The 23,613-nt window shown below is 72.2% G+C and carries 20 protein-coding genes and 3 tRNA genes; 4 read left to right on the forward strand and 19 right to left on the reverse strand.

Annotated elements, in window-relative coordinates:
- Positions 1-53 precede the first annotated feature (53 nt).
- The 5 genes from rplA to ABT238_RS02235 form a co-directional block, all read right to left on the reverse strand.
- The gene (rplA, locus tag ABT238_RS02215; RefSeq protein WP_344342459.1) at positions 54-776 is read right to left on the reverse strand and encodes a 50S ribosomal protein L1; all 723 of its coding nucleotides are present in this window, start codon (positions 774-776) and stop codon (positions 54-56) included.
- 79 nt (positions 777-855) lie between these two features.
- Entirely contained in the window at positions 856-1,290 is a 435-nt protein-coding gene (gene rplK / locus ABT238_RS02220; protein WP_350561845.1) for a 50S ribosomal protein L11, read from the reverse strand.
- 165 nt (positions 1,291-1,455) lie between these two features.
- The gene (gene nusG / locus ABT238_RS02225; protein WP_350755269.1) at positions 1,456-2,337 is read right to left on the reverse strand and encodes a transcription termination/antitermination protein NusG; all 882 of its coding nucleotides are present in this window, start codon (positions 2,335-2,337) and stop codon (positions 1,456-1,458) included.
- A gap of 210 nt (positions 2,338-2,547) precedes the next feature.
- Complete coding sequence (gene secE, locus ABT238_RS02230; RefSeq protein ID WP_350561843.1) at positions 2,548-2,880, reverse strand: preprotein translocase subunit SecE; 333 nt, start codon at positions 2,878-2,880, stop codon at positions 2,548-2,550.
- A gap of 148 nt (positions 2,881-3,028) precedes the next feature.
- Positions 3,029-3,101: transfer RNA gene (locus tag ABT238_RS02235), tRNA-Trp, on the reverse strand.
- Between the two features lie 257 nt (positions 3,102-3,358).
- On the opposite strand from ABT238_RS02235, the gene ABT238_RS02240 reads away from it, so the two are divergent.
- Both ABT238_RS02240 and ABT238_RS02245 read left to right on the forward strand, forming a co-directional pair.
- Complete coding sequence (locus ABT238_RS02240) at positions 3,359-4,606, forward strand: pyridoxal phosphate-dependent aminotransferase (RefSeq protein WP_350561841.1); 1,248 nt, start codon at positions 3,359-3,361, stop codon at positions 4,604-4,606.
- A 112-nt stretch (positions 4,607-4,718) separates the two neighbouring features.
- Positions 4,719-5,747, forward strand: coding sequence for an adenosine deaminase (locus tag ABT238_RS02245; RefSeq protein ID WP_350561839.1), 1,029 nt, complete (start codon positions 4,719-4,721; stop codon positions 5,745-5,747).
- Between the two features lie 7 nt (positions 5,748-5,754).
- Here ABT238_RS02245 and ABT238_RS02250 read toward each other — a convergent pair whose 3' ends face one another.
- From ABT238_RS02250 to ABT238_RS02275, 6 genes are all read right to left on the reverse strand, one after another.
- On the reverse strand, positions 5,755-6,798 hold the full coding sequence (locus tag ABT238_RS02250; RefSeq protein WP_350561969.1) for a UDP-N-acetylmuramate dehydrogenase: 1,044 nt from the start codon (positions 6,796-6,798) through the stop codon (positions 5,755-5,757).
- Positions 6,799-6,849: 51 nt separating this feature from the next.
- Complete coding sequence (locus ABT238_RS02255; protein ID WP_350755416.1) at positions 6,850-7,272, reverse strand: MaoC family dehydratase; 423 nt, start codon at positions 7,270-7,272, stop codon at positions 6,850-6,852.
- Between the two features lie 5 nt (positions 7,273-7,277).
- A complete protein-coding gene (locus ABT238_RS02260; protein WP_350561835.1) occupies positions 7,278-7,739 on the reverse strand; it encodes an FAS1-like dehydratase domain-containing protein in 462 nt (153 codons plus the stop codon).
- Between the two features lie 122 nt (positions 7,740-7,861).
- Positions 7,862-8,026 carry a 50S ribosomal protein L33 gene (gene rpmG, locus ABT238_RS02265; protein ID WP_006604855.1) on the reverse strand — a complete coding sequence of 55 codons (165 nt, stop codon included), beginning with the start codon at positions 8,024-8,026 and terminating at the stop codon, positions 7,862-7,864.
- Between the two features lie 84 nt (positions 8,027-8,110).
- Positions 8,111-8,183 (reverse strand) — tRNA-Met (locus ABT238_RS02270).
- 43 nt (positions 8,184-8,226) lie between these two features.
- A tRNA-Thr gene (locus ABT238_RS02275) sits at positions 8,227-8,299 on the reverse strand.
- Positions 8,300-8,538: 239 nt separating this feature from the next.
- On the opposite strand from ABT238_RS02275, the gene ABT238_RS02280 reads away from it, so the two are divergent.
- Positions 8,539-9,822, forward strand: coding sequence for an amidohydrolase family protein (locus ABT238_RS02280; protein WP_350561833.1), 1,284 nt, complete (start codon positions 8,539-8,541; stop codon positions 9,820-9,822).
- Between the two features lie 195 nt (positions 9,823-10,017).
- Here the strand turns inward: ABT238_RS02280 and ABT238_RS02285 are convergent, their stop codons facing one another.
- The 8 genes from ABT238_RS02285 to ABT238_RS02320 all read right to left on the reverse strand — a co-directional run bounded on the left by ABT238_RS02285 (position 10,018) and on the right by ABT238_RS02320 (position 22,605).
- Positions 10,018-10,692, reverse strand: coding sequence for a response regulator (locus tag ABT238_RS02285; RefSeq protein WP_350561831.1), 675 nt, complete (start codon positions 10,690-10,692; stop codon positions 10,018-10,020).
- Positions 10,689-13,334 carry an ATP-binding protein gene (locus ABT238_RS02290; RefSeq protein ID WP_350561829.1) on the reverse strand — a complete coding sequence of 882 codons (2,646 nt, stop codon included), beginning with the start codon at positions 13,332-13,334 and terminating at the stop codon, positions 10,689-10,691. Before ABT238_RS02290 ends, ABT238_RS02285 begins: the two co-directional genes overlap by 4 nt.
- 115 nt (positions 13,335-13,449) lie before the next feature.
- The gene (kdpC, locus tag ABT238_RS02295; RefSeq protein ID WP_350561827.1) at positions 13,450-14,073 is read right to left on the reverse strand and encodes a potassium-transporting ATPase subunit KdpC; all 624 of its coding nucleotides are present in this window, start codon (positions 14,071-14,073) and stop codon (positions 13,450-13,452) included.
- Between the two features lie 19 nt (positions 14,074-14,092).
- Positions 14,093-16,213: a potassium-transporting ATPase subunit KdpB gene (kdpB, locus tag ABT238_RS02300; protein ID WP_350561825.1), complete on the reverse strand. Its 2,121-nt coding sequence runs from the start codon at positions 16,211-16,213 to the stop codon at positions 14,093-14,095.
- Entirely contained in the window at positions 16,213-17,874 is a 1,662-nt protein-coding gene (gene kdpA / locus ABT238_RS02305; RefSeq protein ID WP_350561823.1) for a potassium-transporting ATPase subunit KdpA, read from the reverse strand. Before kdpA ends, kdpB begins: the two co-directional genes overlap by 1 nt.
- Before the next feature lies 1 nt (position 17,875).
- Entirely contained in the window at positions 17,876-17,965 is a 90-nt protein-coding gene (kdpF, locus tag ABT238_RS02310; protein WP_238863773.1) for a K(+)-transporting ATPase subunit F, read from the reverse strand.
- A 422-nt stretch (positions 17,966-18,387) separates the two neighbouring features.
- Positions 18,388-20,400 carry an APC family permease gene (locus ABT238_RS02315; RefSeq protein ID WP_350755417.1) on the reverse strand — a complete coding sequence of 671 codons (2,013 nt, stop codon included), beginning with the start codon at positions 20,398-20,400 and terminating at the stop codon, positions 18,388-18,390.
- Positions 20,401-20,766: 366 nt separating this feature from the next.
- Positions 20,767-22,605 (reverse strand): APC family permease, encoded by a 1,839-nt coding sequence (locus ABT238_RS02320; RefSeq protein ID WP_350755272.1) that lies wholly within the window; start codon positions 22,603-22,605, stop codon positions 20,767-20,769.
- A 302-nt stretch (positions 22,606-22,907) separates the two neighbouring features.
- Here ABT238_RS02320 and ABT238_RS02325 point away from each other — a divergent pair, with 302 nt between their 5' ends.
- The gene (locus ABT238_RS02325; RefSeq protein ID WP_350755274.1) at positions 22,908-23,591 is read left to right on the forward strand and encodes an HAD family hydrolase; all 684 of its coding nucleotides are present in this window, start codon (positions 22,908-22,910) and stop codon (positions 23,589-23,591) included.
- The last annotated feature ends 22 nt before the right edge of the window (positions 23,592-23,613 follow it).

Consider the following 23,613-nt stretch of genomic DNA (forward strand, 5'->3'; position numbering starts at 1 on the left):
CCCGCACCCCCGGCGAAGGGGGTACGGGCCCGCCGTACGGACGTCGACTGCGATCAGACCGCGGCCGGGTCCTCCTCGACGAGGAGGTTGCGGGTGCGGTTCGGGTCCACCAGGATGCCGGGGCCCATGGTGGTCGAGAACGCGGTCTTCTTGATGTAGCGGCCCTTGGCGGCGGACGGCTTGGCGCGGAGCACCTCGTCCAGCGCGGCGGCGTAGTTCTCGACCAGCTGCTCGTCGGTGAAGGAGGCCTTACCGATGATGAAGTGCAGGTTCGAGTGCTTGTCGACGCGGAACTCGATCTTGCCGCCCTTGATGTCGTTGACGGCCTTGGCGACATCGGGGGTGACGGTGCCGGTCTTCGGGTTCGGCATCAGGCCACGGGGACCGAGCACGCGGCCGAGACGGCCGACCTTGCCCATGAGGTCCGGGGTGGCGACGACGGCGTCGAAGTCCAGCTTGCCCTTGGCGACCTCGTCGATGAGCTCGTCGGCACCGACGATGTCGGCACCCGCAGCACGCGCGGCCTCGGCACGCTCGCCGGTCGCGAAGACCAGGACCCGAGCGGTCTTACCGGTGCCGTGCGGGAGGATCACGGTGCTGCGGACCATCTGGTCGGCCTTGCGCGGGTCGACGCCCAGACGCATGGCGACCTCGACGGTGCCGTCGAACTTGCTGGTGCTGGTCGCCTTGGCGAGGCGGACGGCCTCGAGGGGGGCGTAAAGGCGCTCGCGGTCGACCTGGGCGTCCGCGGCCTTCAGGGCCTTGCTGCGCTTCATAGCTGCTCCTGAATGGTGATGGGAGTTGTGGTATTCACGGGCCAGCGCAGGCCCTACCACGGGGAACGAGAAGGGGTGATCAGCCCTCGACGGTGATGCCCATCGACCGGGCGGTGCCGGCGATGATCTTCGCCGCGGCGTCCAGGTCGTTGGCGTTCAGGTCGGGCATCTTCGTGGTGGCGATCTCGCGGACCTGGGCGCTGGTGAGCTTCGCGACCTTGGTCTTGTGCGGCTCGCTGGAGCCCTTCTCGATACCGGCGGCCTTCAGGATGAGGCGCGCGGCCGGCGGCGTCTTCGTGATGAAGGTGAAGGAACGGTCCTCGTAGACCGTGATCTCCACCGGCACGATCATGCCGCGCTGCGACTCGGTCGCGGCGTTGTAGGCCTTGCAGAACTCCATGATGTTGACGCCGTGCTGACCCAGCGCGGGGCCGACCGGCGGAGCCGGGTTGGCCGCACCGGCGTTGATCTGGAGCTTGATAAGCCCCGTGACCTTCTTCTTCTTGGGAGGCATGTCTCTCCGGGTCCTTCCGAGAGGTGATTGCTGGTGTGTGCCGATCCGGGGCGACACCCGGTCGCCAGCACACACATCGGACCAGGCTAACGCCTCGGCGTCGCTGGACCAAAACGGATTCGGGGCGGGGCCCTCGGCCCCGCCCCGAATCCGAAGACCGTACGACTAGTTCTTCTGGATCTGGTCGAAGGAGAGCTCGACCGGGGTCTCCCGGCCGAAGATCTCGACCAGGCCCTTGACCTTCTTCGAGTCGGGGTTGATCTCGTTGATGGTCGCCTGCAGGGTGGCGAACGGGCCGTCGGTGACGGTGACCGAGTCGCCGACCTCGAAGTCGAGCACCTGGATCTCGCTGGGCTTGACCGGCGAGGGCTTGCCGGCCTCCTTCGCGGCCTGGCGCTCCACGTCGGGGGCGAGCATCTTGACGACCTCGTCCAGGGTCAGCGGGTACGGGTCGTAGGCGTTGCCGACGAAGCCGGTGACACCGGGGGTGTTGCGCACGACGCCCCAGGACTCCGGGGTGAGGTCCATGCGCACCAGGACGTAGCCGGGGAGCTTGTTCTGGCGGATGGTCTTGCGGTCGCCGTTCTTGATCTGGACGACCTCCTCCTGCGGCACCTCGGCCTGGAAGATGTACTCCTCGACGTTGAGGGAGACGGCGCGCTGCTCCAGGTTCTGCTTCACCCGGTTCTCGTAGCCGGCGTAGGTGTGGATCACGTACCACTCGCCCGGCATGAACCGCAGGTCCTCGCGGAACTTGGCGACCGGGTCGACCTCGACGGCCGGCTCGGCCTCGGTGTCGTCGGCCTCCTCGGCGGCGGCCTCCTCGGCAGGCTCCTCGTCGGACTCCACGTGCAGCGCGGCCTCCTCGGCCGACTCCCCGGCCTCGGCCTCGTCGTAGGCCTCGGTCTCGTCCTCGTCGGCGTCGACGGCGTCCACGATCTGCTGCTCGTCGGTCTCGACGTCGTCAGCCAGCTCGGCCGCGTCCTCGGCGGCGACATCCGCCGCGCGGACGGTCTCGTCGGCGTCGTACAGGGGGGACTCAGACACGGTGGCTGCTTCTTTCCTGGAGATGGTGAAGGTGGCGCGCTCCGCGACGGACCGGCGACGCTCCGCTCACGCGGTCGCCGGACGTTCGCCCCGGAGACTTCAACAGTACCGAGTCAACGGTAGCGGCCTCGTCCCGCCGACGCAGACAGCTCGACCCGGGCCGAGGACCGGCCCGGGTCGGGGAAGCTGATTCGAAGGTGGACGGCTGCGTCAGCCGAAGATCCAGAGGGCGGCCTTGGCGAAGCCGTAGTCGAGGCCCCACACGAAGGCCATCACGATCACGACGAACACGACCACGACGCTGGTGTAGCTCATCAGCTGGTTGCGGGTCGGCCACACGACCTTGCGGAGCTCGGCGATGATCTGCCGGTAGAACAGCGCGAGCCGGGCGAAGACGCCCTTCTTGCCGCGCTTGCCGGACTTCTTGTCGCCAGAGCGCTTGCGGCGCGACTCGCCCTCAGCGGGCGTGGTCTCGGCAGCGCCGTCGGTCCCCTCGGGGTTGCCGCTCTCAGGCGTTGCGGTGGAGCCCGTGGTCTCCGTCACTCGTCCTCACCTGAATCCGGGTCCTGCCGGACGTCGACTGCGTGCCCGAGAAGGGCACGAGCGGCCGGCTAACGGTGCTGATCGGCGCCCTCTCCGCATCAAGCCCGCTCGCTCTTCGGAGCGAACGGGCTGAATACGGATCAAGCAGCAGGGCAAGAGGGACTTGAACCCCCAACCGCCGGTTTTGGAGACCGGTGCTCTACCAATTGAGCTATTGCCCTACGGAACCTCGCGGCCCCAGTAGCGACCACCAACCTACCGCATCTTCCGCTGATCCCCGTACAGGTTCTGCACGGCGGCGGAGGATCCGGTTCGCTCGGTGTCCGTCGAGCAGTGAGTGTACGTGGTCGGAGGGCGTTTGGTCGAACCTCTTCTTTTCCGGCCGTCACCCGGGCCCCACCGGCCGCGATGTGGACGGCCCCGTACATATGGTGAAACCGCCATGCCCGGCCCGTGTGCGGTCTGCGACGATGCAGGCATGAGCGCTTCCACCCCGCAGCCCGACAGTTCCGTCCGCCCCGCCGACCGCCGCGTCTCCGCCCGGATCGGCGCCATCGCCGAGTCCGCCACCCTCGCCGTGGACGCCAAGGCCAAGGCCCTGAAGGCGGCCGGCCGTCCGGTCATCGGCTTCGGCGCCGGCGAGCCGGACTTCCCCACCCCGGACTACATCGTCGAGGCGGCCGTCGAGGCCTGCCGCGACCCGAAGAACCACCGCTACACCCCGGCCGGCGGCCTGCCGGAGCTCAAGGAGGCGATCGCGGCCAAGACGCTGCGCGACTCCGGCTACGCGGTGGACGCCTCCCAGGTGCTGGTGACCAACGGCGGCAAGCAGGCGATCTACGAGGCGTTCGCGGCGATCCTCGACCCGGGCGACGAGGTCATCGTCCCGGCGCCGTACTGGACCACCTACCCCGAGTCGATCCAGCTGGCCGGCGGCGTGCCGGTGGAGGTCGTGACCGACGAGACCACCGGCTACAAGGTCTCGGTCGAGCAGTTGGAGGCCGCCCGCACCGAGAACACCAAGGTGGTGCTGTTCGTCTCGCCGTCCAACCCGACCGGCGCGGTGTACACCCGGGCCGAGGCCGAGGCGATCGGCCGTTGGGCGCTGGAGCACGGGCTGTGGGTGCTCACCGACGAGATCTACGAGCACCTGGTCTACGGCGACGCGGAGTTCACCTCGCTGCCGGCCCTGCTGCCCGAGCTGGCCGACAAGACCATCGTGGTCAACGGCGTCGCCAAGACCTACGCGATGACCGGCTGGCGGGTGGGCTGGGTGATCGGTCCCAAGGACGTCGTCAAGGCCGCGACCAACCTGCAGTCGCACGCCACCTCGAACGTCTCCAACGTGGCCCAGCGCGCCGCCCTGGCCGCCGTGGCCGGCGACCTCTCGGCCGTGCACGAGATGCGCACCGCCTTCGACCGGCGCCGGCGCACCATCGTGAGGATGCTCAACGAGATCGACGGCGTGGTCTGCCCCGAGCCCGAGGGCGCGTTCTATGTCTACCCGTCGGTCAAGGCCCTGCTGGGCAAGGAGATCCGCGGGCAGCGCCCGCAGACCTCCGCCGAGCTGGCCTCGCTGATCCTGGACGAGGCCGAGGTCGCGGTCGTCCCCGGTGAGGCCTTCGGCACCCCCGGCTACCTGCGGCTCTCCTACGCGCTGGGCGACGCCGACCTCGCCGAGGGCGTCGGCCGCATCCAGAAGCTGCTGTCGGAAGCGCGCGACTGACCCTCGGAGAACCAGGTCGGCCGCCGCTGACCGGACCGCCCTCTTTTCACCCCTTCGGGGGACGGAAAGAGGGCGGTTCCCGTAGCACCCCCCGATGCGGCAGGATTCGTGAATGGAACGCCTGCTGAACCCGCGAGACGTCAGGGACCTTCCGAAGGCCCACCTGCACCTGCACTTCACCGGCTCGATGCGCCCGGCCACCCTGCTCGAACTGGCCGACAAGCACGGGGTCCGGCTGCCGGAGGCGCTCAGCTCCGACGAGCCCCCCAAGCTGCGGGCCACCGACGAACGCGGCTGGTTCCGCTTCCAGCGCCTCTACGACACCGCCCGCTCCTGCCTGCGCGACGAGAGCGACATCCGCCGGCTGGTCCTGGAGACCGCCGAGGACGAGCGGCGGGACGGCTCCCGCTGGCTGGAGATCCAGGTCGACCCGACCTCCTACGCACCCCGGCTGGGCGGCCTGATCCCCGCCCTGGAGCTGATCCTGGACGCGGTGGACGACGCCGCCGCGGCCACCGGGGTCGGCATCCGGGTCCTGGTCGCCGCCAACCGGATGAAGTCCCCGATGGACGCCCGGACGCTGGCCCGCCTCGCCGTCCGGTACGCCGACCGGGGCGTGGTCGGCTTCGGCCTCTCCAACGACGAGCGGCGCGGCCTGGCCCGGGACTTCGACCGGGCCTTCGACATCGCCCGCAAGGGCGGGCTGCTGGCCGCCCCGCACGGCGGCGAGCTGGCCGGCCCGGAGTCCGTCCGGGACTGCCTGGACGACCTCGGCGCCGGCCGGATCGGCCACGGCGTGCGCGCCGCCGAGGACGAGCGGCTGATGCAGCGGCTGGCCGACCGTCAGATCACCTGCGAGGTCTGCCCGTCCTCCAACGTCTCGCTCGGCGTCTACGAGAACCCCGGGGACGTCCCGCTGCGGCGGCTGTTCGACGCGGGGGTGCCGCTCGCGCTCGGCGCCGACGACCCCCTGCTGTTCGGCACCCGGCTCGCCGCCCAGTACGACCTGGCCCGTGACGTCCTGGGCTTCTCCGACCAGGAGCTGGCCGAGCTGGCCCGCCAGTCGGTGCGCGGCTCGTGCGCGCCGGAGAGCGTCAGGAAGGAACTGCTGGCCGACATCGACACCTGGCTGACCGCCTGAGCGGGCACTACAGGCTGACGCCCACCATGACCGGCTCGTTGACCAGCTCCACCCCGAAGGCCGCCCGCACGCCGTCCCGGATCTCCCGGGCCAGGGCGAGCAGGTCCTCGGTGGTGGCGGCGCCGCGGTTGGTGAGCGCCAGGGTGTGCTTGGTGGAGAGGGTCGCCGGGCCGCTGCCGTAGCCCTTGCCGAACCCGGCCTTGTCGATCAGCCAGGCGGCCGAGGTCTTGGTGCGCCCGTCCGGCGCCGGGTAGGCGGGGGCGGTCAGCTCGCGCCCGGCGGCCACCGCCAGGAAGGCGGCGTACTGCTCGGCGCTCAGCACCGGGTTGGTGAAGAAGGAGCCGGCCGACCAGGTGTCGTGGTCCGCGGCGTCCAGCACCATGCCCTTGCCCGCCCGCAGGCCGAGCACCGCGTCGTGCGCCTCGCGCAGGCCGACCCGCTCGTCCTGGGCCACCCCGAAGTGCTTGGCGACCTCGGCGTAGCGGACCGGGGTGGAGCGCCCGGCGGCGTCCTCCAGCGCGAAGCGCACCCGCAGCACCACGTAGCGCTCCGGGTCCGCCTTGAAGCGGCTGTGCCGGTAGGAGAAGGCGCAGGCCTCGTTGCCGAGGGTGACGCTCTCGCCGGTGCGGCGGTCGTAGGCGACCACCTCGGTGACCGTCTGGGCGACCTCCTGGCCGTACGCGCCGACGTTCTGCACCGGGGTGGCGCCGGCCGAGCCGGGGATGCCGGCCAGGAACTCGATGCCGGCCAGGCCCGCCTCGACGGTGCGGGCCACCGCGTCGGCCCAGACCTCGCCGGCCGCCAGCTCCAGCGTTGTGCCGTCCAGGGCGAAGCCGGTGGTGGCGATCCGCAGGACGGTGCCGGGGAAGCCGGCGTCACCGATCACCAGGTTGGAGCCGCCGCCGATCACCAGCAGCGGCTCCCCCGCCGCGTCCGCGGCGCGGACGGCGGCGATCACCTCGTCGTCGGTGTGCGCGGTCACCAGGCGGCGGGCCGGGCCGCCGAGCCGCAGCGTGGTCAGCGGGGCGAGGGGGGCGTCGAGTTCTTCCAGCACGCCCCCCAGCGTACGGGGGCCCCGTACGCTCCCCCGCCGGGGCCGCGCTCAGGCCAGCCGGACGACCGCCCGGGACATGCCGAGCACCTTCTGGCCCGCGTAGGTCGCCACCAGGTCGACCTGCACCTTGCGGTCGTCGAGCAGCTTGGCCACCTTGCCGGTGACCTCGATCACCGAGCCGGCGCCGTCGTTGGGCACCGGCACCGGGCGGGTGAACCGGACGCCGTACTCGACCACCGCGCCCGGGTCGCCGACCCAGTCGGTGACCACCCGGACCGCCTCGGCCATGGTGAACATGCCGTGCGCGATGACGTCGGGCAGGCCGACCTCCAGGGCGACCTTCTCGTTCCAGTGGATCGGGTTGAAGTCGCCGGAGGCCCCCGCGTACTGCACCAGAGTGGCGCGGGTCACCGGGAAGGACTGCGCCGGCAGCTCGGTGCCGGCCTCGATCTCGTCGTAGCGGACCGTCATCGGGCTCACTCCCCCGCCTTCTCGTCGGCGGCCCGGGCCACCAGGGTCATGACGGACGTCACCACGTGCTCGCCGGACTCGTCCGCGATCTCGCCGCGCACGGTGAGCACGTCGTTGCCGGCCAGCGACTTGATGTTGTCGACGGTGACCACGACGGTCAGCCGGTCACCGGCCCGCACCGGGCGGGTGTAGGCGAACTTCTGGTCACCGTGCACCACCCGGCTGTAGTCCAGGCCGAGCTCCGGGTCGGTGACCACCTGGGCGGAGGCCCGCATGCTCAGCACGATGGGGAAGGTCGGCGGGGCGATGACGTCCGGGTGGCCGAGAGCCTTGGCCGCCTCCGGGTCGGTGTACGCCGGGTTGGCGTCACCCACGGCGACGGCGAACTCACGGATCTTCTCGCGGCCGACCTCGTACGGCTCGGTGGGCGGGTACGTCCGCCCGATGAAGGAGGGGTCGAGTGCCATCGGCAGAGCTCCTCGGAAACGCGGTGGACAAACGAAAAAAACTCCGGACCGCAACCCAGTGAGGGATGCGGCCCGGAGTCGGAGACCTGAATTCACACAGGCCCGATGCCCTGCGGTGAGGGTCAGCGGGTCTCGCGGTGCGCGGTGTGCGAGTTGCAGCGGGGGCAGTGCTTCTTCATCTCAAGACGGTCCGGGTCGTTACGCCGGTTCTTCTTGGTGATGTAGTTCCGCTCCTTGCACTCCACGCAGGCCAGCGTGATCTTCGGGCGGACATCGGTGGCAGCCACGGGAGTGCCTTCCTTGGACAATGAATAAGAACACAGACAAGAGTAGCCGACCGGGAGTGCGATCTCCCGACCGACTACGCGGGGTAGCGGTGACCGGACTTGAACCGGTGACACAGCGATTATGAGCCGCTTGCTCTACCAACTGAGCTACACCGCCACAGTGATCCGGAGCACGGCCGAAGCCGACTCCTTCTCACCAGAGCCCCCATGCGGAATCGAACCGCAGACCTTCTCCTTACCATGGAGACGCTCTACCGACTGAGCTATAGGGGCGAACGAGGAAGAGATTACACGTTCCGCGCCCAGAGGTGAAATCCGTATCCGGCGGCGAAGTCCGCAGGTCCGCGGCGCGCACGGCTGAGCGATCGAAGGCCCGGCGTTCGACCGGCCCCCGCGGCCGCGGCCCGACCCGATACGACTATTGCCCGCCTCCCGGCACCCCGGGCCCGCCGCCCGTAGGCTCGTCGCTCATTGACGCGAGCAGCAGCCGGACGCGAGCGAGGAGCCTGGCGATGGACAGCGCAGCCGCCGACGGGCCGCACCCCGGACCCGGCCCGGCCGCCAATCCACTCGGGCACGGACCCGTCCTGCTGCTCACCGGGGCCAGGCTGGCGGACGGCCGGGTGGTGGACGTGCGGATCAGCGGCGACCGGATCCAGGCCGTCGGCACCACCGGCGGGCTCGGCCCGCTGCCCGCCCTCCCCGGGGGGCCCACCGTCACCACCGGGGCCCGGATCGACCTGCGCGGCTACCTGCTGCTGCCGGCCCCGGCCGAGGCGCACGCCCACTACGACGTCGCGTTCTCCGCAGCGCTGCCCGCGCCCCCGCCGGAGACCCCCACCGAGCTCACCCGGCGGGTCACCGAGGCCGCGCTGACCTCGCTCGGCTACGGCGCGACCGCCCAGCGCACCCACGTCCGGATCGGCGACGTGCACGGGCTGCGCCGGCTGGAGGCGGTGCTCACCGCCCAGCAGGCGCTGCGCGGCCTCGCCGAGCTGCAGGCCGTGGCGATGCCCCGGCTGCTCACCGGCCGGGCCGGGGCGGACGGCCGGGCCCAGCTGCGGGAGGCGCTCAAGCTGGGCGCCACCGCGGCCGGCGGCTGCCCCGAGCTGGACCCGGACCCGGCGGGCTACGTCCAGCTGCTGCTGGAGGCCGCCCGGGAGGCGGACTGCGCGGTGGACCTGCACACCACCGCCGCCGACCCGGGCCGCCTCGCCCGGCTGGCCGGGGCGCTGGCACCGCTGCGGCCCCGGGTGGTGCTCGGGCCGTGCGGCGCGCTCGCGCCGGGCGCCTCGACGGTGCTGGCCAACGCCGGGGTCCGGGTGGTCTGCCTGCCGCAGAACGGCGGCTGCGCGGGGCTGGAGGGCCTGCCCTCCGGGCTGCGGCCGGCGCTCCTGCGCGAGCTGGTGAAGGCCCGGGTGCCGCTGGCGGCCGGCAGCGGGTCGCTGCGGGACGGCGCCAACCCGGTCGGTCGGGCCGATCCGCTGGAGGCCGCGTACCTGCTGGCGGCCGGCGGCGTGCTGGACGTGGACGGGGCGTACGACGCGGTGTCCAACCAGGCGCGGCTGGCGCTCGGGCTGCCGCCGGTGCGGGTGGACGCCGGTTTCCCGGCCGAGTTGCTGGCGGTGCGCGGGGACAGCCTGGCCGGGGCGCTGGCGGGCGGGCACAGCCGGCTGGTGGTGCACAGCGGACGGGTGGTCAGCCGGACCAGCGCGGTGCGGGAGTTCGCCGACACCGTGGCCCTGGCCCTGCCCCGGCAGTCCGACGGCACGGACGGGCGCGGGCCGAACGAGTGATCGGGGCGCGCGGCATGGCCACCGCGCGCCCCTCGCCGGAGCGGCGAAGCGGCGCCCCAGGCATCCCCCACATGGAGCGGGACGCCGCTTCCTCACCGCTGACGCTATGCCCGCGAACGGGTGGTTCCGGCGGGTCTTGACGGGCTGTTGTCGTTCGGGAGGCCGCTCTTGACGGCTCGTTGACGCGTGGGCCGGTCAGGGCTCGTAGCGGTAGCCGATTCCCGGTTCGGTGATCAGGTGGCGCGGCCGGGCCGGATCGCGCTCCAGCTTCCGCCGCAGCCCGGCCAGGTAGACCCGCAGGTAGTTGCCGCGCCGCTCCTGGGCCGGCCCCCAGACCTCGCGCAGGATCTGCCGCCCGGGCACCAGCCGGCCCGGGTTGGCCAGCAGCAGGGCGAGGATCCGCCACTCGGTCGGGGTGAGCCGCACCGGGCCGTCCGGACCGGTCACGGTGGTGGCGTCGAGGTCCACCGTGTGGTCGCCGATCACCGGCGCGGGCGCCGGGCCGGCGACCGGCGGGCGGCGCAGCACGGCGCGCAGCCGGGCCAGCAGCTCCTCCATCAGGAACGGCTTGGTGAGGTAGTCGTCGGCGCCCGCGTCCAGCGCGTCGACCTTGTCGGCGGCGCCGGAGCGGCCGGAGAGCACGATGATCGGCACCGCGCTGCGGCGGCGCAGGCCGCGCAGCACGTCCATGCCGTCCAGGTCGGGCAGGCCGAGGTCGAGCAGGACGGCGTCGGGGGCGCTGCGCGCGGCGCGGTCCAGGGCCTCGCCGCCGGTGGCGGCGGTGCGGACGGCGTACTGCCGGGCGCCCAGGTTGATCCGCAGGGTGCGCAGCAGCGCCGGCTCGTCGTCGACGACGAGGATCTCGCTCACGCGGGGGCCTCCGCGGGGTGGTCGGCCGACGGCGCGTGCGCCGCGGGCAGGGTGAGCAGCATGGTGGTGCCGCCGCCGGGGGTGTCCTCGACCTCCAGGCTGCCGCCCATGGCCTCGGCCAGGCCGCGGGAGAGCGCGAGGCCGAGGCCGACGCCGGTGGTGTTGTCGGTGTCGCCGAGGCGCTGGAAGGGCAGGAAGACCCGGTCGCGGTCCTCGGGGGCGATGCCGGGGCCGCGGTCGATCACCCGCAGCTCGACGCGGTCCCGCAGGTGGCTGGCGGCGACCAGCACGGGCGCGCCGGGCGCGTTGTGCCGCAGGGCGTTGGTGATCACGTTGGCGAGCACCCGTTCCAGCAGCGGCGGGTCGGCGAGCACCGGCGGCACGGTCTCCAGATCGAGCGGCTGGACGGGCGCGTACGGGTCGGCGAGCGAGTCGAGGGCGCGCGGCAGGATGTCGTCGAGGTGGGTCTCGGCGAGGTGCAGGGTGAGCGCGCCGGCCTGGAGTCGGCTCATGTCGAGCAGGTTGTCCACCAGACGGGTGAGTTTGACCAACGACTCGTCGGCGGTGGCGAGCAGTTCGGCCTGGTCCTCGGGCGAGAACTCGACGTCGGGGCTGCGCAGCGAGCCGACCGAGGCGAGGGCGGCGGCCAGCGGGGTGCGCAGGTCGTGGCTGACGGCGGCGAGCAGGGCGGTGCGCATCCGGTCGGCGGCCTTGATCGGTTCGACCTCGGCGGCGACCACGGCGAGCCGGTCGCGTTCCAGGGCGGCGGCGACGTGCGCGGCGAAGGCGGTGAGGACCCGCTGGTCGGCGGCGGGCAGCCGGCGGCCGGTGAGGACCAGCACGGCGTCGGCGCCGACCGGGACCTCGGTGGTCACCTCGTCCCGTTCCGGCCCGGGCTCCGCGCCGGCGCCGGCGGGAGCGGCCCCGGCGGCGCCCGCGGAGGCGTCGCAGGAGGCCAGCACCTCGCCGCCGGTGCGTTCCAGCAGGGCGACGGTGCGCATCCCGAAGGCGGTACGGGACTTCTCCAGCAGGGCGGGCAGTGCGTCGGCGCCGCGCAGCACGCTGCCGGCCAGGGTGGAGAGCGTCTCGGCCTCGGCGGTGGCCCGGGCCGCCCGGGCGGTGAGCCGGGTGGCGTGGTCGACCACGGTGGAGACGGTCAGCGCGACGGCGGCGAAGACCACCAGGGCGATGATGTTGTTGGTCTCGCCGATGGTGAAGTCGTGGACGGGCGGGATGAAGAAGTAGTTGAGCAGCACCGAGGCGACCAGCGAGGCCAGCAGGGCCGAGGTCGCGCCGCCGAGCAGGGCGACGATCACCACGCCGAGCTGGAAGATCAGCGCGTCGGTGGTGAGGTTGACGGTCTCGTGGAACTGCGAGAGCAGCGCGGTCAGCAGCCAGGGCACCACCAGGCCGGCGAGGAAGCCGGCGACGGTGCGCCGCCGGGAGTGGCGGCGGCCGAGCGCGGGCAGCCGGCCGCGGCCGGTGAACTCGTGGGTGACCATGTGGACGTCGATGTCCTCGGAGGCGTCCACGGTGGTCTCGCCGATGCCGGGGCCGGTGAGGAAGCGGGTGATCCGGCCGCGCCGGCTGGTGCCGAGCACCAGCTGGGTGGCGTCGTGGGCGCGGGCGAAGGCGAGCAGCGAGGTGGGGATGTCGTCGCCGACGACCACGTGGTAGCTGCCGCCGAGGGTCTCCACCAGCTGCCGCTGCTGGGCGAGGGCTCCGGAGGAGGCGCCGGCCAGGCCGTCGCTGCGGGTGACGTGGACGGCGAGCAGGTCGCCGCCGGCGGTGCGGAGAGAGGGGCGGCGCGAAGCGCCTCGGCCAAGGGTGGCGGTGGGCGACGGGCGGGAGATGCGGGCGGCGCGGCGGATCAGCGTCTCGCCCTCGGGCCCGCCGGTGAGGGCGACCACGACGCGCTCGCGGGTCTCCCAGACCCTGTCGATGTTGTGGCTGGCCCGGTAGTCGCGCAGGCCCTCGTCGACCCGCCCGGCCACCCAGAGCAGGGCGAGTTCGCGCAGGGCGGTGAGGTTGCCGACCCGGAAGTAGTGGGAGAGCGCGGCGTCCACCTTCTCCGCCCTGTAGACGTTGCCGTGGGCCATCCGGCGGCGCAGCGCCTGGGGGGCCATGTCGACGAGTTCGATCTGGTCGGCCCGGCGCACCACCTCGTCCGGGACGGTCTCGCGCTGCGGGATGCCGGTGATCTTCTGGACGACGTCGTTCAGCGATTCCAGGTGCTGGATGTTGACGGTGGTGATGACGTCGATCCCGGCGTCCAGCAGCTCCTCGACGTCCTGCCAGCGCTTGCCGTTGCGCCCGCCGGGGACGTTGGTGTGGGCGAGCTCGTCGACCAGCACGACGGCGGGCCGGCGCGCGATCACCGCGTCGAGGTCCATCTCCTCGAAGTCGGCGTCCCGGTAGGAGCGGTGGGCCCGGGGCAGGACCTCCAGGCCGTGCAGCATGGACTCGGTGTGCCGGCGGCCGTGGCACTCGATGTAGCCGACGACGACGTCGGCGCCGCGGTCCTGTCTGCGCCGTGCCTCGTCCAGCATCCGGTAGGTCTTGCCGACACCGGGGGCGGAGCCGAGGTACACCCTCAGCCGGCCGCGTCGGTGGCCGGTGCCGGGGGTGAGGTCGCGGGCCATGGGCGCTGCTCTTTCGTCGTCTGCGGCGTACGGGGGACGGACGGCGGGCCGACCCGGGCCCGGGGTGTCTCCCCGGCCCGGATCGGCCCGTCTCAGGTGCTCGGCCGAACGGCCGTCACTTCTGGTCCTCCAGAGCCCTGTTCAGCAGGACGACGTTGACGCCCGGCTGTCCGAGGAAGCCCAGCGAGCGGCCGTCGGTGTACTTCCCGACCAGCTTGCGGACGGTGTCCGCCGGCAGGCCGCGGGCACCGGCGACCCGGTCGACCTGCTGCTCGGCGTAGGCGGTGGAGATGTGCGGGTCGAGGCCGGAGCCGGAGGCGGTGACCGCGTCGGCCGGGACGCTCGCCGGGTCGACGCCGTCGAACGCGGCGACGGCCTGGCGGCGCTCCTCGACGGTCTTGGTGAGGTCCTCGCTGTTGGGGCCCAGGTTGGAGGCGCCGGAGGCCTTCGGGTCGTAGGCGCCGGGCCGCGGCTGGAACCACTGCGGGTCCGGCCGGGGGGCCTCGTCGGCGTCGTTCGGGTCCTGCTTGGGCAGGTTGAAGTTCTGGCCGAGCAGGCTGGAGCCGGCCTCCTTGCCGTCGGCCTCGACGATCGAGCCGTTGGCCTGGTCGTTGAAGACGGCCTGGGCGACGCCGGTGACCAGCAGCGGGTAGGCGATGCCGAGGAGCACCGTCAGGACCAGCAGGGCGCGCAGCGCGGTGAGGTAGGTGCGCACGGCGGTGGGCAGGGGCTTGGACATGATGCGTTCTCCTCTCTTGCTAGTTGAGGCCGGGGATGAACTGGACGACCAGGTCGATCAGTTTGATGCCGACGAACGGGACGACCAGGCCGCCGAAGCCGTAGAGGCCGATGTTGCGGCGCAGCAGGGAGCCGGCGTCGGTGGGGCGGTAGCGCACGCCGCGCAGGGCCAGCGGGATGAGGCCGATGATGACCAGGGCGTTGAAGATGATCGCCGAGGTGATCGCGGACTGCGGGCTGTGCAGGTGCATGATGTTCAGCTTCTCCAGGCCCGGGTAGACCGCCGCGAACATCGCCGGGATGATCGCGAAGTACTTGGCGACGTCGTTGGCGATGGAGAAGGTGGTCAGGGCGCCGCGGGTGATGAGGAGCTGCTTGCCGATCTCGACGATCTCGATCAGCTTGGTGGGGTTGGAGTCCAGGTCGACCATGTTGCCGGCCTCCTTGGCCGCCATGGTGCCGGTGTTCATCGCGACACCGACGTCGGCCTGGGCGAGGGCGGGGGCGTCGTTGGTGCCGTCGCCCGTCATCGCGACCAGCTTGCCGCCGGCCTGCTCCTTCTTGATCAGGGCCATCTTGTCCTCGGGGGTGGCCTCGGCGAGGAAGTCGTCCACGCCCGCCTCCTCCGCGATCGCCCGGGCGGTCAGCGGGTTGTCGCCGGTGATCATGACGGTCCTGATGCCCATCCGGCGCAGTTCGTCGAACCGCTCGCGCATGCCCTCCTTGACCACGTCCTTGAGGTGGATGACACCGAGGACGCGGGCCGGGGCGTCGGCGATCCTGGTGGCGACGACCAGCGGGGTGCCGCCGGCCCCGGAGATGCCGTCGACCAGGGAGGAGACCTCGTCGGTGACGGTGCCGCCGTTGCCGGTGACCCAGGCGGCGACGGCCGCGGCCGCGCCCTTGCGGACCTGGTGGACGCCTTCGGGTTCGTCCAGGTCGACGCCGGACATCCGGGTCTGCGCCGTGAACGGCACCCAGGTGGCGTGGGTCAGCTCGCCCTGGGCGCGGGCCCGCAGGCCGTAGCCGGTCTTGGCGAGGACGACGATCGAGCGGCCCTCCGGCGTCTCGTCGGCCAGCGAGGAGAGCTGGGCGGCGTCGGCCAGTTCGTCGGTGGACACGCCGGTCACCGAGAGGAACTCGGAGGCCTGGCGGTTGCCGAGGGTGATGGTGCCGGTCTTGTCGAGCAGCAGGGTGTTGACGTCGCCGGCGGCCTCGACGGCCCGGCCGGACATCGCCAGCACGTTGCGCTGCACCAGCCGGTCCATACCGGCGATGCCGATCGCCGAGAGCAGCGCGCCGATGGTGGTCGGGATCAGCGCCACGATCAGCGCGACCAGCACGATCATCGACTGCGGGGCGCCCGCGTAGGTCGCCATCGGCTGCAGGGTGACGACCGCGATCAGGAAGACGATGGTCAGCGAGGCCAGCAGGATGTTGAGCGCGATCTCGTTGGGCGTCTTCTGCCGGGCGGCGCCCTCGACCAGGGCGATCATCCGGTCGATGAAGGTCTTGCCGGGCTCGGAGGAGATCTTCACCACGATCCGGTCGGACAGCACCTTGGTGCCGCCGGTCACCGCGGAGCGGTCACCGCCCGACTCGCGGATCACCGGAGCGGACTCGCCGGTGATCGCCGACTCGTCGACCGAGGCGACGCCCTCGACGACGTCGCCGTCGCCGGGGATGATCTGGCCGGCCTCGACCACCACGTGGTCGCCGAGCCGCAGCGCGGTGCCGGCCACCTCCTCCTCGGCCCGGGACGCCGGCCAGTCGGTCAGCCGGCGGGCCAGGGTGTCGGTCTTGGTGCGGCGCAGGGTGTCCGCCTGCGCCTTGCCGCGGCCCTCGGCGACCGCCTCGGCCAGGTTGGCGAAGACGGTGGTCAGCCAGAGCCACACCGTGATCGACCAGGCGAACACGCTCGGGTCGGCTATCGCGGAGACGGTGGTGACGATCGAGCCGACCTCGACCACGAACATCACCGGGTTCTTGACCATCACCCGGGGGTCGAGCTTCTTCACCGCGTCCGGGAGGGACGCCACGATCAGCTTGGGGTCCAGCAGGCCGCTGGCCGCTCTGTGCGGCGCCTCGGCGGGCGCCGTCTCCGGCTGCGGGGCCGGCTTCTCAGCAAGGGTGGACGACATCAGGAGAGACCTTCCGCGATCGGCCCGAGAGCCAGGGCCGGGAAGTAGGTGAGGCCGACGACGATCAGGACGACGCCCGACAGCAGGCCCACGAACAGCGGCTTGTGGGTGGGCAGGGTGCCCGGGGTGGCGGGGACCGGCTGCTGCTGCGCGAGCGCGCCGGCCAGGGCGAGGACGAAGACCATCGGCACGAACCGGCCGAAGACCATCGCGAGGCCGATCGCGGTGTCGTACCAGTCGGTGTTCACGGTGATGCCGCCGAACGCCGAGCCGTTGTTGTTCGCGCCCGAGGTGAACGCGTACAGCACCTCGGAGAAGCCGTGGGCACCGGTGTTCAGCATCCCGGCCCGCTCGCCCGGCAGCGCCATCGCCACACCCGTGCCCACCAGCACGATGGTCGGGGTGGTCAGGATGTAGAGGGAGGCGAACTTCATCTCCCGCCCGCCCAGCTTCTTGCCCAGGTACTCCGGGGTGCGTCCGACCATCAGGCCGGCCACGAAGACCGCCACGACCGCCAGCACCAGCATCCCGTACAGGCCCGAGCCCACACCGCCGGGCGCGATCTCGCCCAGCATCATGTCGAACATCGTCAGACCGCCGCCGAACGCGGTGTACGAGTCGTGGAAGGAGTTCACCGCGCCGGTCGAGGTCAGCGTCGTCGACGCCGCGAACATCGAGCTGGCCGCGATGCCGAAGCGCTGCTCCTTGCCCTCCAGCGCCCCGCCGGCCGCCTGCAGGGCGCTGCCCGCGTGCTGCGACTCGGAGAAGGTGATCAGCGCCGTCGAGGCGATCCAGAACAGCGCCATCACCGAGACGATCGCGTAGCCCTGGCGGTGGTCGCCGACCATCCGGCCGAAGGCGCGCGGCAGCGCGAACGGGATCAGCAGGATGAGGAAGACCTCGACCAGGTTGGAGAAGCCGCTCGGGTTCTCGAAGGGGTGCGCCGAGTTGGCGTTGTAGAAGCCGCCGCCGTTGGTGCCCAGCAGCTTGATGACCTCCTGCGAGGCCACCGTCCCGCCCGGGACCGCCTGCGGGTCGCCCGCCAGGGTGGTCACCTCGTGGAAGCCGTGGAAGTTCTGCACCACGCCGCTCGCCACCAGGACCAGGGCGAAGACGATCGCGACCGGCAGCAGCAGCCGCACGCTGATCCGGGTGAGGTCCACCCAGAAGTTGCCGACCCGGTCGGTCCGGTTGCGCGTGAAACCGCGGATCAGGGTCGCCACCACGGCGATGCCGACGGCCGCGGAGACGAAGTTCTGCACCGCCAGGCCGGCCATCTGGGCCAGGTGCCCCATCGCGGCCTCGCCGCTGTAGGACTGCCAGTTGGTGTTGGCGACGAAGGAGATCGCGGTGTTCCAGGCCTGGTGGCCCTCCATCCGCGGCACGCCCAGGTTGAGCGGCAGCCACTGCTGGAGGCGGATCAGGCCGTAGAGGAAGAGGACGGAGACGGCCGAGAAGGCCAGCACCGAGCGCAGGTAGACCGGCCAGCGCTGGTCGGCGTCGGCGTCCACGCCGATCACCCTGTAGAGCGCCTTCTCCGCTCTGAGGTGCTTGGAGGTGGTCAGGATGCGGGCGATGTAGTCGCCCAGGGGCCGGTAGCACAGGGCCAGCGCGCCCACCAGGGCGAGGACCTGCAGCCAGCCCGCGAGAGTCGAGCCCATGTCAGAACTTCTCCGGGTAGATCAGCGCCACGACGAGGTAGCCGACGAGGGCGACGGCCACGATGAGACCTGCGACGTTCTCCGCACTCACGCGCCCACCTCGCTACGCTCGGCAGCCGCTTCGCGCCACGCGCCGCTCTTGGGGGTTCGCTCGCTACGCTCGCTCACAGCTTCTCCACCCCCCGTGCGATCAGGGCGATGACGCCGAACACGGCGAGCGTGACGGCGACGTAGATGAGATCGGACATGGGCTCCACCACGGTGGTTCAGAGGTGGCCGCGTCTCCCGCGCCGAAGCGGAGGGGGTGCGGCACCGGCGGCGGGCCGGCATGGCCAGCCAACCGCGCTCACGGAGCGTCAACGGCTCTCTTGACGCCCTCCATACGGCGCCCGTTCGATTGTTGACGGGCTCCATACGGGCCCTTGTCCGGGCCGTGACCGGGTGCCGTGACCGGGTGCGCCGAGGCCCCGGACGGCGGGTGCCGTCCGGGGCCTCGTACCGGTTCGCGGGCGCCTACCCGCGCTCGGGGGCCGCCGTCCTCTCCCGCTCGGCGCGCAGGTCGGACTCGGCGCGCAGGTCGGGCTCGCCGCGCCGGACGGCGCCGGGGGCGCGCCGCGAGGGCCGGTTGGCCCGGTTGGAGGAGGTCAGCTGCCAGGGCACGCTGATCACCATCACGCCCGGGGTGAACAGCAGCCGGCTCTTCAGCCAGAGCGCCGACTGGTTGTGCAGCAGGTGCTCCCACCAGTGGCCGACCACGTACTCGGGGATGAACACCGCCACCGCGTCCTGCGGGCTGCTGCGCCGCTGGTCCCGCACGTACTGCACCACCGGCTTGGTGATCTCCCGGTACGGCGAGTCCAGCACCTTCAGCGGCACCTGGAGGTCCAGCTCCCGCCACCGGCGCTGCAGTTCCCCGGTGGCGTCCTGTTCCACCGCCACGGTGAGCGCCTCCAGCGAGTCCGGCGCGAACGCCTGCGCGTAGCCGAGCGCCCGCAGGGTCGGCTTGTGCACCTTGGAGACCAGCACGATGCCGTGCACCCGGGACGGCCTCCTCGACTCGGCCCGCGCGTCGTCCACCGCCAGTTCCTCGGCGACGCTGTCGTAGTGCCGGCGGATGCCGCGCATCATCACCCACAGCACCACCGCGGCCACCACGGCCAGCCAGGCGCCCTGGGTGAACTTGGTCAGCAGCACGATGACCAGCACCAGCGCGGTGGTGACCCCGCCGGCGAAGTTGATCACCCGGGAGCGCTGGGCGGAGCGGCGCACCGCCGGGTCGGTCTCGGTGGCCAGGGTCCGGTTCCAGTGCCGCACCATGCCGATCTGCGACAGCGTGAAGGAGGTGAAGACGCCCAGGATGTACAGGTGGATGAGGCTGGTGACGTCCGCGTCGTAGAGCCAGAGCAGCCCGCCGGCCACCACCGCGAGCGCGATGATGCCGTTGGAGAAGGCCAGCCGGTCGCCGCGGGTGTGCATCTGCCGGGGCAGGTAGCGGTGCTCGGCCAGGATCGAGGCGAGCAGCGGGAAGCCGTTGAACGCGGTGTTGGCCGCCAGGATCAGCACCAGCGCGGTGACCGCCTGGACGGCGTAGAAGAGGACGCTGTGGTCCCCGCCGAAGATCGCCGCCGCCAACTGGGCGATCACGGTCTGCTGCGGCGCGCTCGCGCAGTCCCCGGCGAAGCCCGTCAGGTGGCAGGCGTCGTCGGCGATGTGGACCTCGGAGATCAGCGCCAGGGAGGTGATGCCGACGAACATGACCACGGCCGTGGTGCCCATCACGGCCATCGTGGCGGCGGCGTTGCGCGACTTCGGCGCCCGGAAGGCCGGCACGCCGTTGGAGATCGCCTCCACGCCGGTCAGCGCCGTGCAGCCGGAGGCGAACGCCCGCAGCCCCAGCATCAGCAGCCCGAGGCCGGCCAGGCTGTCCTTGCCGTCCTCCGGCACGATCCCGTACGAGGCGCTGGACGCCACCGGCGCGTCCCCGAAGGCCACCCGGATCAGGCCGGTGACCACCATCAGCAGGATCGCGCCGATGAACAGGTAGGTCGGCGCGGCGAAGGCCTTGCCGGACTCGCGCACGCCGCGCAGGTTCATCGCCATCAGCAGCACGACGAAGCCGAGCGCCAGCTCCACCCGGTGGTCCGCGAGCGAGGGCAGCGCCGAGATGATGTTGTCCACGCCGGAGGCCACCGAGACGGCGACCGTCATCACGTAGTCGACCAGCAGCGAGGCGGCCACCACCAGGCCCGAGTTGGCGCCCAGGTTGCGGGAGACCACCTCGTAGGAGCCGCCGCCGCTCGGGTAGGCGTGCACGACCTGGCGGTAGGACATCACCACGACCGCCATCAGCGCGACCACGCCGGCCGCGACCCACGGGGTCAGGTAGAGGAAGGCGGTGCCGCCGACGGTGAGCACCAGCAGGATCTCCTGGGTCGCGTAGGCGACCGAGGAGAGCGGGTCGGAGGCGAAGATCGGCAGGGCCAGGCGCTTGGGGAGCAGGGTCTCGCCGAGCTCCTCGCTGCGCATCGCCCTGCCGATCACGAGGCGCTTGAGCGCCTGGGGCACGTTGAACACATCGGCGAGCGTAAGCGTGTGCGACGGGCGCGCAATGGGCCGTTCCGGCGTGCCCATGACGGCCGCCGTGACGGACGGGCGGGATGTTTTCGCAGGTCGGGGCCGCTATGGGTGAAGTGTTCCGGGTGGGGCGGGGGCGTTTCGGAGGCGTTAAGAGGGGGCGTTAAGAGGGGGCGTTAAGACATCGTCAAGATATGAAGATCAGGCCGCTTACATGGGACATATCCCTGCAATTTGTTCAGGGGGGCTGTTCACGAGGGATGTTCAGCTGAGCTGTTCAGGCGAGCTGTTCAGGGGGCCGCCGGCCCGTCGGGCCGTTCACATCCGCATCCGGAGCCGGCAGACCACCGCGTCGGTGTGCCGGCGCAGCGCCCGGTCGATCACGGCGCCGCGGCGGTTCTGCAGCGCGCGCTGCCAGGGGCGGACCGGCTCGACCTCGGGGATGAGGACGGTGAGGCGGTCGTAGGCGTGCTCGGCGGCGAGCTCGTTGACGAAGGCGGCGATCGGCGGGCCGAGGCGGCGGTGCGCGTCCGGGATCTCGACCAGCGGCACCCCGGGCCGCCACAGCTCCCAGTCCCGGCGCAGCGCCTCGGCCTCCGCCGGCTCGTGGACGACGGTGACCGCCATGACCTCGTCGCCGAGCGAGAGGGCGGCGGAGAGGCCGTCGCGGGTGAGGCGGGTGATGGCGGTGACCGGGACCACGACCAGGCTGCGCTGCGGGGTGAGCGGTCCGGGCACACGCCCCAGTTCGAGGCGCTCGCCGATCCGGGCGTAGCCGCGGTGCACCGCCTCGAACAGCAGGACCAGCAGGGGCAGGGCCACGCAGATGCCCCAGGCGCCCTCGGTGAACTTGGTGCCGGTGACGACGAGCGCGGCGACGCCGGTGAGCAGCGCGCCGAAGCCGTTCAGCGCCGCCCTGGCCCTCCAGCGGGCGGGCCGGCGCAGGGACCAGTGACGGACCATGCCGACCTGGCAGACGGTGAAGCCGACGAACACGCCGATCGCGAAGAGCGGCACCAGGCTGTTGACGTCGCCGCCGGAGCCGACCAGCAGGAGGGCGGAGACGGCGGCCAGGAAGAGCACGCCGTGGCGGTGGACCTGCCGGTCGGCGCGCAGGGCGAAGACGTGCGGCAGGTGGTTGTCGCGGGCCAGCAGGTGGAGCAGGACGGGCAGGCCGCCGAAGGAGGTGTTGGCGGCCAGTCCGAGCAGGACGACGGTGGCGAACTGCACCAGGTAGAAGCCGGCGCCGTGGCCGAGCGAGGCGTCGGCCAGCTGGGCGAGCACGGTGACGCCCTCGACCGGCTGGAGGTGGAAGCGGCCGATCAGCACGGCCAGTCCGATCAGCATCACGCCGAGCAGCGCGCCGAGCGCGACCTCGGTGTGCTGCGCGCGCTTCACGCCCGGCGTGCGGAAGGACGGGACGGCGTTCGCCACCGCCTCCACGCCGGTCAGCGCCGAGCAGCCGGCCGCGAAGGCCTTGAGCAGCAGCAGGGCGCCCACCGCGGTCGCGTTGTCGGCGAGGACGGAGGCGTGACCCGCGGCCGCCGCGGTGCTCGCCGGCGCGTCCCGGAACAGGCCGACCACGATGATCGCCAGGATCGAGAGCACGAACACGGCGGTCGGGGCCATGAACCAGCGGGCCGACTCGGCGATCCCGCGCAGGTTCACCGCCGTCACCAGCGCCAGCACGCCCAGGCACAGCCACACCCGGTCCTCGTACAGGCCCGGCACGGCGGAGGTGAGCGCCGCCACGCCGGCCGTCACCGACACCGCCACGTTCAGGACGTAGTCGATCACCAGCGAGGCCGCCGCCGTCAGCGCCGTGCGCCGGCCCAGGTGCGCCTTGGCCACCGCGTACGAGCCGCCGCCGTCCGGGAAGGCCGCGATGACCTGGCGGTAGGAGGCGACCAGCACCGCCAGCAGCACCGCGATCGCCGCCGTGACCGGCACCGTGAACCCGAGGCCGTACGCCCCCGCGGCCGCCAGTACCAGCACCACCGACTCCGGCCCGTAGGCCACCGACGCCATCGCGTCCAGGGAGAGCGAGGCCAGACCGCCGAGCGCGGTCAGCCGGTGCCGGTCCGGGGCTCCGTCGCCGGTGTCCGGCGGCTCGGGCCCGGGCTCGGCGGCGACGGCCGGGGCGAGGGGGCTGGACATCGGACGGGACCTCCGCAGTCGATCGGTTGATCCGATCCTGCGGCCGGCGGCCGGTCCCGCCCCTCGGCCCCTACGCGTTCCTGACGCGCCGTCGCCCGCTCTTGACGGGCCCTTGACGGCGGCTGGGCGGGGTGGGCGGACCGCTGTCCCGGCGGACGCCGGTTGGGAAGACGATCAGCACTGCGCGGCGGCCGAGCTGAACGGTCCGACCCCACCCTGCCCCACCACTGTGCTGCCTGACGCACGTAATTGCAAGCTATTCGCAATAACGCCCCATCCATCGACTCCACTACTCTCCGCACATGTCCCGCCACTCCCCGCCCCCGCCGTCCTCCCCTCTCCTCCTGATCGACCTGGACCACACCCTGGTCGAACGCGACGGCGCCCCCGACGCCTGGGCCCCCGCTTTCTGCGCCACCCACGGCCTGCCCGCCGAGGCCGCCCCCGCCGTCCACGCCCTGCTGCGCGCCGACCGCTCCCCCGCCGGCTTCGCCCGCATCGCCGCCCGCTACGGCCTCCCCCACTCCGGCACCGCCCTCTGGGAGGCGCACGTCGCCCACGAAGCCGCCCGCACCCACCCGCTCCCCGGCGTGCCCGAGGCCCTCGCCACCCTCCGCGCGGCCGGCTGGACCATCGCCGTCGTCACCAACGGCTCCACCGACGTCCAGCGCGCCAAACTCGCCCGCACCGGCCTGCTTCCCGCCGTCGACGCCGTCTGCGTCTCCGAGGAGGCCGGCGCCCGCAAACCGGCCCCCGAGATCTTCCACCTCGCCGCCGCCCGCCTCGGCCGCACCCTCACCCCCGCCGACTGGATGGTCGGCAACAACCCCGCCACCGACCTCCGCGGCGCCCACGCCGCCGGCCTCCGCTCCATCTGGATCACCCCCACCCCGCCCCCGCCCCTCCCCCCGTCCCACCCCACCCCCACCCACACCGCCCCCGACACCCCCACCGCCGCCACCCTCCTCCTCACCCACCCCCGGTGACCCCCGAAACGACAAAAGGCCC

Source organism: Kitasatospora sp. NPDC001527, assembly GCF_040298605.1.
In the GTDB taxonomy this organism is placed as follows: Bacteria; Actinomycetota; Actinomycetes; order Streptomycetales; family Streptomycetaceae; genus Kitasatospora.